Source organism: Bradyrhizobium frederickii (assembly GCF_004570865.1).
Classification (GTDB): Bacteria; Pseudomonadota; Alphaproteobacteria; order Rhizobiales; family Xanthobacteraceae; genus Bradyrhizobium; species Bradyrhizobium frederickii.
This window is the reverse complement of the sequence record NZ_SPQS01000026.1, coordinates 21,032-36,279: the sequence shown is the minus strand read 5'-3', so window position 1 is coordinate 36,279 and position 15,248 is coordinate 21,032. Positions and strand designations below refer to the sequence as shown.

General features: G+C 63.0%; 13 protein-coding genes and 2 pseudogenes. 13 read left to right on the top strand and 2 right to left on the bottom strand.

Features of this window, described 5'->3' with window-relative positions; all coding sequences use genetic code 11:
* Positions 1–128 precede the first annotated feature (128 nt).
* The 5 genes and pseudogenes from E4K64_RS40675 (at position 129) to E4K64_RS32805 (ending at position 7,907) form a co-directional block, all read left to right on the top strand.
* A pseudogene (locus tag E4K64_RS40675) lies at positions 129–4,113 on the top strand (strawberry notch C-terminal domain-containing protein).
* A complete protein-coding gene (locus E4K64_RS32825) occupies positions 4,113–5,174 on the top strand; it encodes a DUF7146 domain-containing protein (protein ID WP_126259264.1) in 1,062 nt (353 codons plus the stop codon). The pseudogene E4K64_RS40675 and the gene E4K64_RS32825 overlap by 1 nt, the downstream one beginning before the upstream one ends.
* 329 nt (positions 5,175–5,503) lie before the next feature.
* Positions 5,504–6,427 (top strand): DUF2493 domain-containing protein, encoded by a 924-nt coding sequence (locus E4K64_RS32820; protein ID WP_135167082.1) that lies wholly within the window; start codon positions 5,504–5,506, stop codon positions 6,425–6,427.
* 134 nt (positions 6,428–6,561) lie between these two features.
* Positions 6,562–7,011: a hypothetical protein gene (locus E4K64_RS32815; RefSeq protein WP_126259265.1), complete on the top strand. Its 450-nt coding sequence runs from the start codon at positions 6,562–6,564 to the stop codon at positions 7,009–7,011.
* Between the two features lie 575 nt (positions 7,012–7,586).
* Entirely contained in the window at positions 7,587–7,907 is a 321-nt protein-coding gene (locus tag E4K64_RS32805) for a DUF736 domain-containing protein (RefSeq protein ID WP_126259267.1), read from the top strand.
* Between the two features lie 100 nt (positions 7,908–8,007).
* Here E4K64_RS32805 and E4K64_RS32800 read toward each other — a convergent pair whose 3' ends face one another.
* A complete protein-coding gene (locus E4K64_RS32800) occupies positions 8,008–8,256 on the bottom strand; it encodes a helix-turn-helix domain-containing protein (protein WP_126259268.1) in 249 nt (82 codons plus the stop codon).
* A gap of 146 nt (positions 8,257–8,402) precedes the next feature.
* On the opposite strand from E4K64_RS32800, the gene E4K64_RS32795 reads away from it, so the two are divergent.
* The 8 genes from E4K64_RS32795 (at position 8,403) to E4K64_RS32755 (ending at position 13,089) form a co-directional block, all read left to right on the top strand.
* Complete coding sequence (locus E4K64_RS32795) at positions 8,403–8,675, top strand: DUF2285 domain-containing protein (protein ID WP_126259269.1); 273 nt, start codon at positions 8,403–8,405, stop codon at positions 8,673–8,675.
* A gap of 165 nt (positions 8,676–8,840) precedes the next feature.
* Positions 8,841–9,035 carry a transcriptional regulator domain-containing protein gene (locus E4K64_RS32790; protein WP_126259270.1) on the top strand — a complete coding sequence of 65 codons (195 nt, stop codon included), beginning with the start codon at positions 8,841–8,843 and terminating at the stop codon, positions 9,033–9,035.
* Positions 9,036–9,251: 216 nt separating this feature from the next.
* The gene (locus E4K64_RS41320; protein ID WP_235884850.1) at positions 9,252–9,611 is read left to right on the top strand and encodes a DUF2285 domain-containing protein; all 360 of its coding nucleotides are present in this window, start codon (positions 9,252–9,254) and stop codon (positions 9,609–9,611) included.
* A gap of 133 nt (positions 9,612–9,744) precedes the next feature.
* Positions 9,745–10,026, top strand: a complete 282-nt coding sequence (locus E4K64_RS32780; protein WP_008561544.1) for a helix-turn-helix transcriptional regulator — start codon at positions 9,745–9,747, stop codon at positions 10,024–10,026.
* Positions 10,027–10,048: 22 nt separating this feature from the next.
* Positions 10,049–10,930: a replication initiator protein A gene (locus E4K64_RS32775; protein WP_126259271.1), complete on the top strand. Its 882-nt coding sequence runs from the start codon at positions 10,049–10,051 to the stop codon at positions 10,928–10,930.
* A gap of 289 nt (positions 10,931–11,219) precedes the next feature.
* On the top strand, positions 11,220–11,684 hold the full coding sequence (locus E4K64_RS32765; protein WP_126259273.1) for a DUF2840 domain-containing protein: 465 nt from the start codon (positions 11,220–11,222) through the stop codon (positions 11,682–11,684).
* Positions 11,681–12,193 carry a S26 family signal peptidase gene (locus tag E4K64_RS32760; RefSeq protein ID WP_126259274.1) on the top strand — a complete coding sequence of 171 codons (513 nt, stop codon included), beginning with the start codon at positions 11,681–11,683 and terminating at the stop codon, positions 12,191–12,193. The genes E4K64_RS32765 and E4K64_RS32760 overlap by 4 nt, the downstream gene beginning before the upstream one ends.
* A 2-nt stretch (positions 12,194–12,195) precedes the next feature.
* Entirely contained in the window at positions 12,196–13,089 is an 894-nt protein-coding gene (locus E4K64_RS32755) for a lytic transglycosylase domain-containing protein (protein ID WP_235884849.1), read from the top strand.
* A 555-nt stretch (positions 13,090–13,644) separates the two neighbouring features.
* Here the strand turns inward: E4K64_RS32755 and tnpC are convergent.
* Positions 13,645–15,180: pseudogene (gene tnpC / locus E4K64_RS32750) on the bottom strand (IS66 family transposase).
* Positions 15,181–15,248 lie beyond the last annotated feature (68 nt).

Below are 15,248 nucleotides of genomic sequence, written 5' to 3'. Positions count from 1 at the left end.
ATGCCGGTCCCCATTCTTATGGGCGAGGGCTCAGAGGGAGAGCTAGGCCGGGAAGGGTTTGAGCCGTTGGGGCGGAGGAGAGCGCCTGATGGTTCGACTCGTTCCTGCTCTCCGAAAGAAATCCTGCCATGACCGAATCTCTTGCCGGCGGCGTCGCCACGCCGCTCTCCATGCGTGCCGCTGCAAATCTCACCTCAGCCGCCGTCAGGGCCGCGCGACAGCTTCTGACCGAGCTCGAACGCGGCCGGCGCATCGATGCCGCTGTTTTGCGTAGCGCCATGGAAGCCGCCTTTGGCGCTTCGGACACAGCCGGCGTTTGGAACTGGAAAACCGCCTATGACGTCTGCGAGGCGGCAACCGTTCTGTTCCTTCGCAAGTTCGGCCCGGCCATGCGCGCCAAGGCCGGCTCGACCGTCGCCATGCTGCCGATGCTTGTGAAGGTCGCGAGCTGTTTGCCGACCCATACGCGGCGTTCCGAGGACAGTCAGGCGCTTCAGCAATTCTCGACACCGATCCAGCTCGGGCTTGCGGCATGCACCGCAGCCGGCATTACGCCGGCCGATCGCGTCCTGGAGCCCTCCGCGGGGACCGGTTTGCTCGCCGTGTTTGCCGAGCTCGCTGGCGGTGCCTTGGTGATGAACGAACTGGCCGAGGCCCGCGCGTCGCTGCTCGATCATCTCTTCGCAAGCGTTAAGGTTACGCGGTTCGACGCCGCCCAGATCGACGATCATCTCGACGCCAGTTTCGTACCAAGCGTCGTACTGATGAACCCGCCGTTCTCCGCGTTGGCCAATGTCGATCGACGGATGGCGGATGCGGCTCTCCGCCACGTCGCTTCGGCGTTCGCGCGTCTTTGCGACGGTGGACGCCTCGTCGCCATCGCTGGCGCGAGCTTCGCGCCGGATAACCCGACATGGCGAGATGCCTTTGTGCGGCTCCAGGAACGCGGGCGGGTCGTCTTTTCTGCGGCTCTCGACGGCAGCTTTTACACCAAGCATGGCACTCGGACGGATACGAGGCTGCTTGTGATCGACAAGCTGCCCGCCGCAGATCCGAAAGCTTTTCCTGCCTCGCCAGGAATGGCGGGCGATGTCGCGACCTTGCTTGGCTGGGTGAACCAGCAAGTGCCTGAAAGGCTGCCCGTCGCCTCACCATCGGAGATCGCTGCTATCGGGCGGCCAGCAACGTCACGATCGGTCGGCCCCGTTGCACCAACTTCTTCGTCCTCTTCGATAACCGCAGCGCCAGAAGGTGTCGAACTTGCGTACGAAACGGTCGAATGGTCGCCGCCGGAAGGCGGCCGGCTGACCGATGCACTTTACGAGGAGTATGGATTGCAGTCGATCCGTATTTCGGGATCGTGCGCACATCCGACCAAACTCGTTCAATCCGCGGCGATGGCTTCCGTTGCGCCACCGAAGCCATCCTATCGTCCGCACCTGCCCGTCAATGTTATGGCAGACGGACTTCTGTCGGACGCTCAGCTCGAGAGCGTCATCTATGCAGGCGAGGCGCATTCTGAGTTTCTCTCGGGCTCCTGGACGGTCGACGCGACCTTTGATGTTCTGGCCGCCGCGCGCGACGACGCAGAGAATGCCGTCCGCTTTCGACGTGGCTGGTTCTTGGGCGATGGCACCGGGGCGGGCAAGGGGCGGCAGGTCGCGGGGATCCTGCTCGACAACTGGCTCAAGGGCCGCCGCCGCGCGGTCTGGATCAGCAAGTCGGACAAGCTGATCGAAGATGCACAGCGTGACTGGCGCCACCACGGTTCATAATCTCGCTTATGCCCAACGCCTCGGCCTTTGGGGCGGCGCCGACTTTCCGTTCGCCACCCGTGCCGAGTTCGTCGAAGCGATCGAGGAGGGCGGCGTCGCAGCCATGGAAGTGCTGGCGCGTGACCTCAAGGCGCTCGGTCTCTACGCGGCTCGCTCGCTCTCCTACGAAGGCGTCGAGTACGACCTGGTGGAGCACCAACTTACGCCGGAGCAGGTTCGCATTTACGATGCCTATGCCGGTGCGTTCAGCGTAATCAATAACAACCTCGATGCGGCGATGCGAGCCGCCAACATCACAGGCGCAACGGGAACGCTGAACGGGCAGGCCAAATCTGCGGCACGGTCCGCCTTCGAAAGCGCCAAGCAGCGCTTCTTCGGGCATCTTTTGACATCGATGAAGACGCCGTCGCTCATCCGATCGATCGAGAACGATCTTGAGTCTGGACACGCCGCGGTCATCCAGATCGTCTCGACCGGTGAGGCGTTGATGGAGCGTCGGCTCGCCGAGATTCCGACTGAGGAGTGGGGCGACGTACAGGTCGATATCACCCCACGCGAGTATGTTCTCGACTATCTCGCCCATTCCTTTCCCGTCCAGCTTTACGAGCCCTTCACCGATCAGGAGGGCAACCTCTGCTCCCGGCCTGTCTATCGTGACGGTCAGCCGGTCGAGAGCCGGGAAGCTGTCGCTCGCCGGGACCGTCTCATCGAAGAGCTCGCCTCGCTGCCGCCGGTCCCGGGCGCGCTGGACCAGATCGTGCAGCGCTTCGGCACCGACATGGTCGCTGAATTGACCGGCCGCTCGCGCCGCATCGTTCGCAAGGGCGACCGGCTGGTCGTCGAAAACCGGGCCGGCTCCGCCAACCTCGCCGAAACCTCTGCCTTCATGGACGATCTCAAGCGCATCCTCGTGTTCTCCGACGCGGGCGGCACGGGGAGGAGCTACCATGCAGAGTTGTCAGCCCGGAATCGCCGCCTGCGGGTCCATTACCTGCTCGAGCCCGGCTGGAAGGCGGACGCCGCGATCCAGGGGCTCGGCCGGACCAATCGGACCAACCAGGCGCAGCCGCCGCTGTTTCGTCCGATCGCGACCGATGTGAAGGCCGAAAAGCGCTTTCTCAGCACCATTGCCCGCCGGCTCGATACGCTAGGAGCGATCACCCGCGGCCAGCGCCAGACCGGGGGGCAGGGCCTGTTTCGGCCGGAGGACAATCTCGAAAGCCAGTACGGGCGTGACGCGTTGCGTCAGCTCTACACGTTGTTGGTGCGCGGCAAGGTCGAAGGCTGCTCGCTCGAAGAGTTCGAGGATGCCACCGGGCTGAAACTGACGGATGCCAATGGGCTCAGGGATGACCTACCGCCGATCACGACCTTCCTGAACAGGCTTTTGGCGCTCACCATCGACCTACAGAATGTCCTGTTCACCGCCTTCGAGCAGCTCTTGACCGGTCGGATCGAAGGCGCAGTCGCGTCGGGCACCTACGACGTCGGGCTGGAAACGCTCCGCGCCGAAAGCTTTGTCGTCACTAACCGGCGGACGATCTACGCCCATCCGGGCACCGGCGCCGAGGCCCGGCTGCTCAAGATCACGCAGCGCCAGCGCAACCATCCTGTGGGCCTGGACGATGCTCTTGCTCGTGTTTCCGATCGTCAGGCTGTCCTGCTAATCAATGAGCGCTCTGGACGAGCCGCCGTGCAGGTCCCGGCGGTGAGCGTCATGCTCGACGACGGCGAGATCGAACGGCGCGTCCGCCTGGTCCGGCCGATGGAGCAGCACACGGTCGCCTTGAACATGATGGCGGAAAGCCATTGGGCCGAGGCGGACCGTGAGCGCTTCGCTGCGGCATGGCTGGCGGAGCTTGCCGAGGTCCCCGAGTTCTCGGAAAGCACGATCCACGTCGTGGCGGGCTTGCTGCTACCGATTTGGAAGCGGCTGCCGAACGAATCGACCCGTGTCTATCGGCTCCAGAGCGATGCGGGCGAGCGCATCATCGGTCGCAAGGTTTCTGCCGCGTGGGTCGCAAACGTCCTTGCGACGGACGCGCCTTCACTGACGCCGGGCGCAGCCTTTGCCGCGCTGATGGGGGGGCGGGCCGTTATCGATCTTGCGGAGGGGCTCCAGCTTCGCCGCGTCCAGGTGATGGGTGCACATCGCATCGAGCTCTCGGGATTCAACGACACAATGCGCGATCGCCTCCGTGCTGACGGCCTCTTTGGGGAGATCATCTCCTGGAAGCTGCGGATGTTCGTGCCCACGGACGCGAGCGGCGTCGAGGTCCTGTCGAAAGTGCTCGACACTTATCCGGTAGCGCGCATCAGTGAGCGGGAGGCTGTGTGATGTCGCGCGACGCCTCCGAACTGGCACGCCGCCTCGCGCGCGACGCCGAGGCGGTGTGCAGGCACTATCTCTCCCGCGGCAAGCGAGCGGGGCGATACTGGGTAGTCGGCGACGTCCACAACGCGCCGGGCCGCTCGTTGTTCGTCCGGCTCCAGGAATCGCCGAAGGGACTCGCGGGGAAATGGACCGACGCCGCGACCGGAGAACATGGTGATCTCCTCGACATCATTCGCGAAAGTCTGGCGTTGCGAGACTTTCGCGAGGTCGTAGAGGAGGCGAGGCGGTTTCTGAAGCTGCCTCGTTCACAGCCGCAATTCGCTCCGAAACCCATTCGTTCAGTCGCGCCAGCCGGATCGCAGGAAGCCGCTCGTCGGCTCTTTGCGATATCAAGCCCGATTAAAGGGACGCTAGCCGAGACGTACTTGCAAGGCCGCGGAATAGGCCAAATCCATCATGGTGGCAGCCTTCGCTTCCACCCGCGTTGTTACTACCGACCGGACGAGCATTTGCCGACCGAAACATGGCCGGCGATGATAGGCTCGGTCACGGACCTCGAGGGACGGATCACCGGCGTGCATCGCACCTGGCTAGATCCACACGGCTCCGATCGCGTGCGGCTCGGCAAGGCCCCGATCGACACGCCACGACGGGCCATGGGCGACCTGCTTGGCAACGCCGTTCGCTTCGGAGTGGTGGACGACGTGCTCGCTGCGGGCGAGGGGATCGAGACCATGCTGTCGCTGCGTTATGTACTGCCGACCTTGCCCATGACCGCTGCTCTCTCTGCCAATCACCTCTCAGCGATGTTGCTGCCGTCTGGCCTGCGACGTCTCTATATCGCCCGCGACGACGATGCCGCGGGAGATGCCGGACAGGCTATTCTTGCCCAGCGCGCGGAAGCCGTCGGGATTGAAGTGATCCCGCTGTCGCCTCGACTGGGCGACTTCAACGAAGATCTGCACATCTTCGGCCTCGAGGCCCTCCGAGCAGCGTTGCTCCTTCAACTCGTACCGGAGGACGTCGTCCGCTTCCTGCATTCTCCGACGGTAGCTGCGGAATAGCCCGTGCGCTTCGATCGGGGACGACAGCCCGGTCACGACGCGTCCAATGCCGGAAGAGCACGCGACCACGGCCTTCTGGAGGGCGATCGGACGGCAAGCGGCTCGGGCCGGCAATGGCTGCGTCCGGCTATTTTCCGCCGCGCGTGGGCGATGGAAGACACATTATTTATCTGGCCAGCGCGCTTTGCATCGCGAAGCAAAATAGCCGGCCTCCGCCATCCTCCGCTGCGCTTCGGCCCTTCGGGTTCTGGCCCGGTCCGCCCGCCGTCTGAGTGATCGCCACGAAGGCCGCGATGGGCGCGGTCGATCCGGCAAAGGGCCTCTCCACCATGACCGACCACGACGACACCGAGGTGCAGCACGTCTCTTCTCCAACCGATCACGTTCTCACCGAATTGCAGCTCTTCGGTTACCGCCCCTTCGACGACCAGCCCGATCCACGGCCGCTTCCCGAGGGCAGGATCGTCGCCGTAGCCGTCGCCGACATCTTCGATGCCCTGGTCGCGACCTTGAGCGACACTCGGCTCGAGCCGGATCTTGACGATCTGCTCTGGTCGACTGTCAACCTGTTCCATCGTGCCGTCGACCGCATCGAACGCCAACTCGACGACAACGAACAGGCGCAGCAGAAGAGCCAGCGCGAGCAGAACGGCTCCGAAGTCCGATCCGTCGAACTCGAGCGCATTACGGCGGAAGGCATCACGCTGATTGAGCGCCGCAACTGCCTGGAACTCTTCCGTGACCAGGCCATCGAGCGCTTCGAGACACACACCGGCTCATTCTGGCGTCCCCGATCGGGATCACTGGTGAACCACCGCACGCTCACCGCAGCGATGATCGACTCCCGCGACTTCATCGCAGCCAAGCGCCGCACTGAGACCGAGGTCATGTTGCCGGCGGGCCCGAAGATCGCACTCACCGGCGGGCTCGACTTCAACGACCACCACCTGATCTGGGATCGTCTCGACAAAGCTCACACCAAGCATCCCGACATGGTCCTGCTCCATGGCGGCTCGCCGAAAGGGGCCGAACTGATCGCCTCCAAATGGGCGATCACCCGCAAGGTGCCTCAGATCGCTTTCAAGCCCGACTGGACAAAGCATGCTAAGGCAGCGCCTTTCAAGCGGAACGACGCCATGCTCGAACTCCTGCCGATCGGCCTCATGCACTTCCCGGGCACGGGAATTCAGGACAACCTTGCCGACAAGGCAAAGCGGCTCGGCATTCCCGTCTGGAAGTTCGGCGGCGCGTAAGCGCCGTCACCTCGAAGACGCCAAGGTGGAGTTGCACGCCGCAACTCCGCCTCGTTTCGGTCTCATATCCAGAGTTGCGCCGTGGTGGTGGTGGAAGGCGCGACTGGTACATCTATGCACATGGAGCCACCACCATGCTCGCTATTGGGCTTGTTCTCAACACACTCGGCATCGGCTTGTTCTGCTGGGCGATCTTTACACTCGCCGTGTATGCGTTGCCGCTTTTCGTCTCCCTGAGTATCGGGATGATAGCGTTTCAGAGCGGTGCCGGCCTCATCGGCGCGCTGCTTCTTGGAACGGCCGGCGGTGCGCTGACGCTCGTCCTAGGCCAGGTCGCCTTTGCTGTTACTCGGTCCTCGGCCTTGCAAATCGCGATCGCGACAGCATTTGCTGTTCCCGCGGCTGTCGCCGGCTATCATGTGGTGTTCGCGGTGTCCCAGATCGGGGTGCCTTCGCCGGCTTGGCGTGAGGTCTTCGCTTGCCTCGGCGCAGTCTGCATTGGCGTTACGTCATGGACGCGCTTGATGGTTTTGGCGAAGACCCGCTCGTTCGAGCCGGGCGGGGTCTTGGAGAATCCGTCCTAACCAGTTCTTACGGCCGCATGGCCCGAGAGGATGACCGTTCACCGCCTTCGTCGACGAACAGGTTCGCGTAGATCGGCGCGCTGAGCGATGACTAAAGCCTGATCGCGGGAGAGGCAATCCTCCTCCGAACTCCTTGATCAAGCGGCGGCATCCGGTCTGGCCCACGCAGCCGCGGCGGAGCGGTGTTGCCTCGATTCGTTTCTGGGAGACGATGGCGCCCTTTGCAGCAGATTGTTTCTCTTTCCGCGCTGAATCGTTCCGACCTCTTGTTCATCAGAACCGAGATAGCCACGCTTCTCCAGAGATTGTGGTTCAGCACGCAGACGCACGTGGCCTCGTTGATGGCTTGATCTGGCCGAAGACCGGCTTCGCCTCGATCGTCTGAGCCGCAACGCCGTTGATGCGACTTTCTTCCCCTGGGCTTCGCCCATTCCTCGCGAGACAAGAAAGTCGCCACAACGACGTCCTCCGCTGCGCTCCGGCCCGCGAGCGAGTGCGTCGCCGATCGTCCTCGGCCCTAGATCGCCATCGAGGCCGCGGTGGTCGCGGGCTCGAAACACAACAGGAGAAGTGACATGGCTAACATCGGTTCTTTCAAGAAGGTCGGCAACGAGTTCCAGGGCGAGATCGTCACCCTGAGCCTGAAGGCCAAGGGCGTCCGCATCGTCGCCGAGACCAACCGCTCCAATGACAACGCCCCCAGCCACCGAATCTATGTGGGCCGGGCGGAGATCGGCGCAGCCTGGTCGAAGCGTTCCGAGGAAGGCCGCGACTACCTCTCGCTCAAGCTGGACGCCCCCTCGTTCAACGGGCCGATCTACGCGAACCTGTTCGACGACGAAGGCGGTGAGGGCTACACCCTGCTGTGGTCGCGGCCGCGCAAGACTGGCGAGTAGGCCCACTCCATCAAGCCCCGTCCGGTCCGCCGGGCGGGGCTTCTCATCCTTGGCATCAGTGAGCGCAAACCGGCCGCCGGATCGAGCGGCTCGACATCAATCACTCGGCCTGTCCCCGAGTCTTCTTCTTGGCGCTTGTGGGCGGGCGAGTGAGCAGGTCGGCGGCCTCGACACCCAGGCTGCGCGCGAGCCGATCGACAACGTCGATACCCGCCGCATAAACGCTTCGCTCGAGTGCGCTGATATAAGTGCGGTCAATTTCAGCACGATGAGCCAATTCCTCCTGTGACAAACCACGGGCCTGCCGGAGCTTCCGCAAATTGATTGCAAGTATCTCGCGTATATCCATACGCGAGAGGGCATGTCCTTGAAGAGTATTTCACCACGGAGTATTCTCGACAAAACACCCTCCGGATGGCTCCCGCGACAGTTTTAACGCTTCTGCTCCTTCCGGACCGCGTGTTAGAAATTGTCTAATCTAAGGCGTGGAGTCTTATGAGGAAGCCGCCGCTCGACCCAGACGTCGCCGATGCTGCGCCTGCAGATCAAATTCTCACTGTCTACGATGAGCGGCATGTGGTGACCTACATGCGCCTTCTGCAGGCCGAAAGCGAAGGGGCTGACTGGATGGAAGTCGCTCAAATCGTGCTGCACATCGATCCGGTGCGGGAGCCGGACCGTGCGCGAAGCGCATATCAGAGTCACCTTGCGCGGGCCAAATGGTTGACCGAGCAGGGCCGCCTATTACGTGGCACTGGCTCCAAATAGAAGAAAATTATCGACTGACGACTCGCAGGCAGAACTATTTTCTTTTGCTGATTGGTGGTCACTCCGGTGCACCACGTGGTGCCAAACTAGGGGCTTCCTACAACCGCTTCGTTCATACCTATTGCGGCGCAATCGTTGTTAGCTGTGTGCAATGGGGCGGAAACAATGCCTGAATTCGACTGGCGGTCGCCGGATTCCTACAAGAGCCTACAGGACGCCGAAATCACCGACATCGCCTGGGAATGTCTTCGCCGCAACGCGGACTATCGACGCGACTTTGAGGCGATGATCGCCACCAGCCCAGATGGCGAAGCGACCACCGAGTTCAGGAGGAAGTGGGGCACCTGCTTTCGCCCATGACCCGCAGCGGTCCTTCGACGAGCAGATAATCTTTTGGGCGCCTGAGGTTCTAACGACCGTCGTTCCAGTCACGGTCGCGTCGCCCGCCGGTCGCAGTTCGGCCTCCCGGCCACTGCTCGACCTTGCAGCGGGGCAGGTACGCCGCGCCGCCGATGGCTGGCATGTCGTGCTGCGCATCGGGCAACGGATCACCGTGTCTGGTCGAAAGAGCCTCCCGTGGTAGGCGCGTCATACGCAGCCGAACTGGCGTTTGACGGCGATTTCGGCGCGCGTGCCTATGCAGCCCGACGGCTATGGCGCGCGATGAGTGGACGCGCGCCCGGCCCTGCATTTCACAAGTTATCTAAGCAGCGGCGCGAGCGCCTGAGCGCCGCGATCCGTGCGCTCGATGCGCATAGCGCCGGCGGCAGTTATCGCGTTATCGCCGAAGGGCTGTTCGGCAAAAGGCGCATCCCCGATCACGCCTGGAAGACGCATGATCTGCGCAATCGGACAATCCGCTTGGTGCAAGGCGGCCTCACGTTGATGCGCGGTGGTTACCGCAAACTCCTGCGGCCCGGACGCAAGGACGAGTAGCGCAGTCCTCAAGGGGTGCCGAAAATCGTACCTCCAACATTCAGCATCCCCCTCCGAGATCTTGCTTCTCCATGATGACCCCACACACGCCGGCCTAGCCAAGCGTGGTGCGCTGTCCTCCTGGAGTTCTCAAATGCCCGATCCGATGGCCGGTCTTCCCCCGCGATTCCTGCGTACACCTGAGGCGGCGCGCTATCTTGGCCTGTCCGGCCGCACGCTGGAGAAGCACCGCACGTACGGCACCGGGCCGACGTATCGGAAGATCGGCGGACGTGTTGTCTACGCCGTCGATGACCTGAAAGCATGGGCCGACCGGGGCGCCAAGACATCGACCTCCGACCCCGGCAAGGGAACGGTGCTGCCGGCCAAGAAGCATCCCGCGCTGCGCCCTTATGCCGGCCAGGAACGTCGCTGATCACCACGGAAGGACTGTGATCATGCGGCGCAAAGTCCATTCCGAGCGCGATCAGCTTGAGCTCTTTCGGGCACTGCCCGGTGACCTTGCGCCCCGCGACGCGCAGGATCTGATGGCATATCCGTTCTTCTCGCTCGCAAAGACCAAGCGGATCGTGCCGATCGATTTCCGTGCCGGTGCGATTGCAATTCGTGTCGAAGCCGTGCCGGAACACGGCATGGCAACCATCTGGGATGCAGACGTTTTGATTTGGGCCGCGTCCCAGATCGTCGAAGCCCGCGACGCAGGCTTGAAGACGTCGCGCCTGATGGCTGCAACGCCTTACGAGATTTTGACGTTCGTGGGCCGCGGCACCAGCGCACGTGACTATGACCGCCTGAAGGCTGGTCTGGACAGACTTCAGTCAACGACCGTGCTGACGTCGATCCGTCAGCCGGCAGAACGGCGGCGGCATCGTTTCTCCTGGATCAACGAGTGGAAGGAGACGGCCGATGCTAACGGCCGCCCGTTCGGGCTCGAACTGATCCTGCCTGATTGGTTCTATGCCGGCGTGATCGATGACGCGCTCGTGCTGACAATTGATCGCTCGTATTTCGATCTGACGGGCGGGCTTGAGCGGTGGCTCTACCGGCTCGTGCGCAAGCACGGCGGTCGTCAGGACGGCGGCTGGAGCTTTGACCTTGTGCATCTCCATGCCAAGTCCGGCATTCTCTCGCCGCTCAAGCACTTTGCTTACGACGTGCGCCAGATCGTCCAGCGCCAGATATTGCCCGGCTATCAGCTCGTGCTCACGCGCGACCCGAACGGCATCGACCGCCTGAACTTCACGCCAACGCCTGTTGCTCCCTTAACGGCCCGCCCGGGTCGGCGCGGTCTCATTCCAAATTCGGAGGACAACCTGTGAATCAGCTCGTGCTATCGGGGACCGCAACCCTCGTGCTATCGGGGACCCGATCCTCGTGCTATCGGGGACCGGAATCGGACTTAAGCGCTTGTTTCTCCGCGCTTTCCGGCCGCTCTAACTTTACTAACCAGAAATCCTTCGGATTTCTTCTAACGGACCAGGCGGAAAGCCGCCTTGGCGGCGCCCGGAAACGCCGGTCCGTCAGTCTAGCTCGCCCTTGCGGGCCACGCACACTCTCCGCCGCGCCTCAAGCTTACGGCTACCAGCTCCAGCGTCATGGAGCCGCCGCATGAGCGATCTCACGGAAGTGGAAGTGTTGTGGCTCGAGAAGCGTATCGAAAACCGCATTCGGTTCGGCCGCGTTGTCGAGGAACGCAAGATCGATCGCCACCGGTGTGTCCTGTCATTTGCGCCCGGCAGCATCTTTGCCTTCGTCCGTTGGACCTCCAACGACCTTGGGACAATCATTTCTCGGATCGACATCTTGCGCGCGGTCGCGCCGGGACAGCGCTGCTCGACTGTACCGTACGTGAAGCCCGGCGGACAGATCTTGCTGCGGCTGTCTGGTTGGCCGAAGGTCGAACGGGTGCTGCAGATGGTCGATGCCGTCGAGGCCCTCGGTATCGATCCCGCTGATGTTGCGCCTGATCATTGGCATCACGTTCATAACCGTCTGTCCGTCAACGAGAACCCGCGTCCCTATACGAAAGCGCGCCACCAGGCCTGGCTTCACCGTCAGAGGGTAATGCGATGACGGGACGCCTGAAGACGCTGGCCGCGAGTTTTGTGGCTGCTGCTGCGCTCGTCGCGACGATCGCCCTGGAGCCGCTTCCGCTCTACATCTGGAATGCGTCCGCGAGCGTGCCGATCGGACTCTATCGCTTGCGACCGGCGGAACAATTCCATGTCACTGAATTGGTCGCCGTGCAGCCACCGGACCTGCTCGCGACCTTCCTCGATCTTAACGGCTATTTGCCCATTGGCGTCCCCATGCTCAAGCGCGTGCTCGCCCTGCCGGGGCAGAGTGTTTGCAGAATCGGCCTCGCGATTTCGGTCGACGACATCGCCGTGGGCGAGGCGAGGGATCGCGACAGACGCGGCCGGCCGCTGCCGAAGTGGCAGGGCTGCCGCGTGGTCGGAGACGGCGAGCTCTTTCTCATGAACTGGCAGTCTCACGACTCTCTTGATGGCCGATATTTTGGATTTTTGCCGGCGTCGGCAGTGATCGGCCGTGCGCTGCCGGTGTGGACGTGGGAGGAGTGATCGTGCGTGTTCCACGTGTTCAGACCGCCATTCCTCCGTTCGATCGATTGCGAGATCATTCCTCCACCTCGATGAGCGTCCGCGAGGCCGCCGCGCGCAGCGGCGGTCCAGGGCGGCCGAATACCCGGCGCGGAGAAGCATTGCCCTGGACGGGTGCCGGCACGACAGCATGCTTGGCCCAGTTGTGCGCGCGTGTTTGGGTTCTCGCTTCGCTGCTGCTCATCTGCCCTGTGCCGCACGGTGCCGCCGTCGCCGAGAGCAGAGCGGCCGCGGTTCGAACGGTCACAAAAACGAGGAACCAATTCGCAGCTTTCGTCGACGAAGCTTCAGAGCGCTTTGCAGTTCCGGTGAACTGGATTGGTTCAGTCATCAACATCGAAAGCGCTGGAGACGTGCACGCCAGGTCGGCCAGAGGCGCATTGGGCCTGATGCAGATCATGCCGGCGACTTGGGGGGAACTTCGCGAGCGCTACAATCTCGGGAACGACCCCTACGACCCGCATAACAACATTCTGGCCGGTACGGCCTATTTGCGCGAACTGCTCGATCGGTATGGCTCGCCTGGCGTGTTTGCCGCGTACAACGCGGGACCCTCTCGCTATGAAGAGCATCTTGCAGGCGGCTCTCTGCCAGATGAGACGCGAGCATACGTCGCAAAACTTGCAAGTCTGCTTGCCATCGAACTGCCGCCGAGATGGCCGTCCAGCGGACAGTCAGCAGCAGCTGCAACGCTATTCGTCACGCGATCCGGTCTCATGAAAACACGCGTTCGGTTGCCGGCGCTCATGCCGTCGGGCGGCGTCACGACTGCAATCTCTGCGCCCGATGTTTCGCCCATGGTCCCCCGGCCTATTGGCGTGTTTGTCCCTCGATCGGATGCGGGAGTATCGCAATGACCAAGTGCGCGGGTTCGCAAGCCTTCGTGTGCTTCACCAAGAAGGTGCCGCGTATTGATGGCGTATGGGCGATGCCTTCGGCCCGCGCTCTACTCGTCGCTTCGCTCCTCACCGAGCCACCCTTCGGGTGCCTCGGCCCTTCGGGTAACGATCGCTATCGCAAGCGCTCGGAAGCAGTGGGGGCTTCGCGAGTTGGCTGCGAAGTCGCGGCGGCTCTTTCGGCGACCGGGAGACCACGACGGCAGGACGGGCACATGGTTCTCTCGGCCAATTGGCGTGTTCGTGCCTCGATCGATTCAGGAGCATCGCAATGACCAAGCGTGCGGGTTCGCAAGCTGACGGCGTACGGGCGATGCCTTCGGCCCGCGCTCTACTCGTCGCTTCGCTCCTCACCGAGCCACCCTTCGGGTGTCTCGGCCCTTCGGGTAACGATCGCTATCGCAAGCGCTCGGAAGCAGTGGGGGCTTCGCGAGCCGGCTGCCAAGTCGCGACGGCTCTTTCGGGATCCGGCGACTGGGAGACCACGACGTATGCGTCCGGATCCTGCACATGAGCTCAGGCCTTGACAGGATGCTGAGCGTTCCAAGTCCACGGCAGCAGTTCGTCCAGACGGTTGATCGGATGTCCGTCGACCATTCGCTGCAGCACGTCACGCAGGTATGCGTAAGGCTCGACGTCATTGAGCTTGCACGTCTCGATCAGCGAACAGAGGATTGCCCATCGTTCCCCGCCGCCGTCGCTACCGGCAAAGAGATGGTTCTTGCGGCCGAGCGCCACAGGTCGGATCGCCCGCTCGACGGGGTTCGTGTCGAGTTCGATGCGGCCGTCATGGAGGAAGCGGGTCAATCCATCCCAGCGCGACAGCGCGTACCGGATCGCTTCGGCGAGATTGCCGCGGCCGGGCAGTTGCGGGAGCTGAACCTCGAGCCAAAGGCGAAGGCTGTCAATGATCGGCTTGGCGAGTGCGCGCCGCGTGGCCAGCCGATGCGCTGGCGATTGACCACGCACCTGCGCTTCGACGGCATAGAGGCTGGCGATGCGGCGCAGGGCCTCGTGCGCGATGGGCGTGTCCTCGGCTTGCGCAACCTCGTAGAACTTGCGCCTGGTGTGCGCCCAACATGCGGCGAGAGTGATGTTTCCGGCGCCAGTCAGCCGCTAGAATCCAGCGTAACCGTCGACGTGCAGAACGCCCCTAAAGTGCGTCAGATGCGCTGCCGGGCGCTCCGCTTTCCGGTCGGGCGCGAACACATAAACCGCAGCTGGTGGCTCAGGCCCAGCCCAGCTCCGTTGATCGCGGGCATACACCCACAGCCGTCCGGTTTTGGTGCGCCCGCGGCCAGGATCGAGCACCGGGATTGGAGTGTCGTCGGCAAACAGGTGATCCGACGCGAACATGTGCTCGCACAGCCGATCGTGCAGGGCCGCAAACCACCAGCACGCGCCGCCGACCCATCCGGCCAATGTCGAGCGCTCCAGTTCGACGCCATGGCGGGCAAAAATCTGCGCCTGTCGATAGAGCGGTGTGTGGTCGCAGTATTTGCTGACCAGCACCTGCGCGAGCATGGCTGGCGTGGCCAAACCGCCGGCGATCGGTCGTTCGGGCGCCGGTGCCTGGGTGATCGTTCCGCAGCTGCGGCAGGCATATTTCGGGCGGCAGACGCGCACCACGCGCAACTGCGCTGGTACCCAGTCCAGCATCTCGCTGACACTCTCACCGATCGCATGCAGCGCGCCGCCGCAGCACGCGCATTTCTCGCTATCGACGTTGAGCACGACCTCTTCGCGGGGCAGATGATCCGGCAGTGGCTTGCGCTTCGGCCGCAGTTTCTGCGTCGGCGCAGACGCCTCCACCGAGGCTTGATCTGCCTCGACAGCCGACAGATCGACGTCCAGGTCTTCCAGTCCAAGGGCGAGTTGATCGGCGTCGAGACGCTCGGAACGACGCCCAAATTGTGCACGCTGAAGCTGTTTGATGATTGCCTGGAGACGCTGGATCTCGCTGTTCCGATGCGTGATGACCGAAGCAATGTCGCGCACCAGGCGATGCAGAAGCGCAGTATCCGACGGCAGATTGTCGAGATCGAGCTGCATGACCGATTCTACTCGGACACGCTGATTCGACGAAGCAACTTCGCTATATTCTATGCGTGTTTTTGCGA

What these genes read in the sequence shown, in the direction of transcription:
- E4K64_RS32825 (WP_126259264.1), top strand. Translation starts at nt 4,113, where the DNA reads ATGTCGCGCGACGCCTCCGAACTGGCACGCCGCCTCGCGCGCGACGCC.
- E4K64_RS32820 (WP_135167082.1), top strand. Translation starts at nt 5,504, where the DNA reads ATGACCGACCACGACGACACCGAGGTGCAGCACGTCTCTTCTCCAACC.
- E4K64_RS32815 (WP_126259265.1), top strand. Translation starts at nt 6,562, where the DNA reads ATGCTCGCTATTGGGCTTGTTCTCAACACACTCGGCATCGGCTTGTTC.
- E4K64_RS32805 (WP_126259267.1), top strand. Translation starts at nt 7,587, where the DNA reads ATGGCTAACATCGGTTCTTTCAAGAAGGTCGGCAACGAGTTCCAGGGC.
- E4K64_RS32800 (WP_126259268.1), bottom strand. Translation starts at nt 8,256, where the DNA reads ATGGATATACGCGAGATACTTGCAATCAATTTGCGGAAGCTCCGGCAG.
- E4K64_RS32795 (WP_126259269.1), top strand. Translation starts at nt 8,403, where the DNA reads ATGAGGAAGCCGCCGCTCGACCCAGACGTCGCCGATGCTGCGCCTGCA.
- E4K64_RS32790 (WP_126259270.1), top strand. Translation starts at nt 8,841, where the DNA reads ATGCCTGAATTCGACTGGCGGTCGCCGGATTCCTACAAGAGCCTACAG.
- E4K64_RS32780 (WP_008561544.1), top strand. Translation starts at nt 9,745, where the DNA reads ATGCCCGATCCGATGGCCGGTCTTCCCCCGCGATTCCTGCGTACACCT.
- E4K64_RS32775 (WP_126259271.1), top strand. Translation starts at nt 10,049, where the DNA reads ATGCGGCGCAAAGTCCATTCCGAGCGCGATCAGCTTGAGCTCTTTCGG.
- E4K64_RS32765 (WP_126259273.1), top strand. Translation starts at nt 11,220, where the DNA reads ATGAGCGATCTCACGGAAGTGGAAGTGTTGTGGCTCGAGAAGCGTATC.
- E4K64_RS32760 (WP_126259274.1), top strand. Translation starts at nt 11,681, where the DNA reads ATGACGGGACGCCTGAAGACGCTGGCCGCGAGTTTTGTGGCTGCTGCT.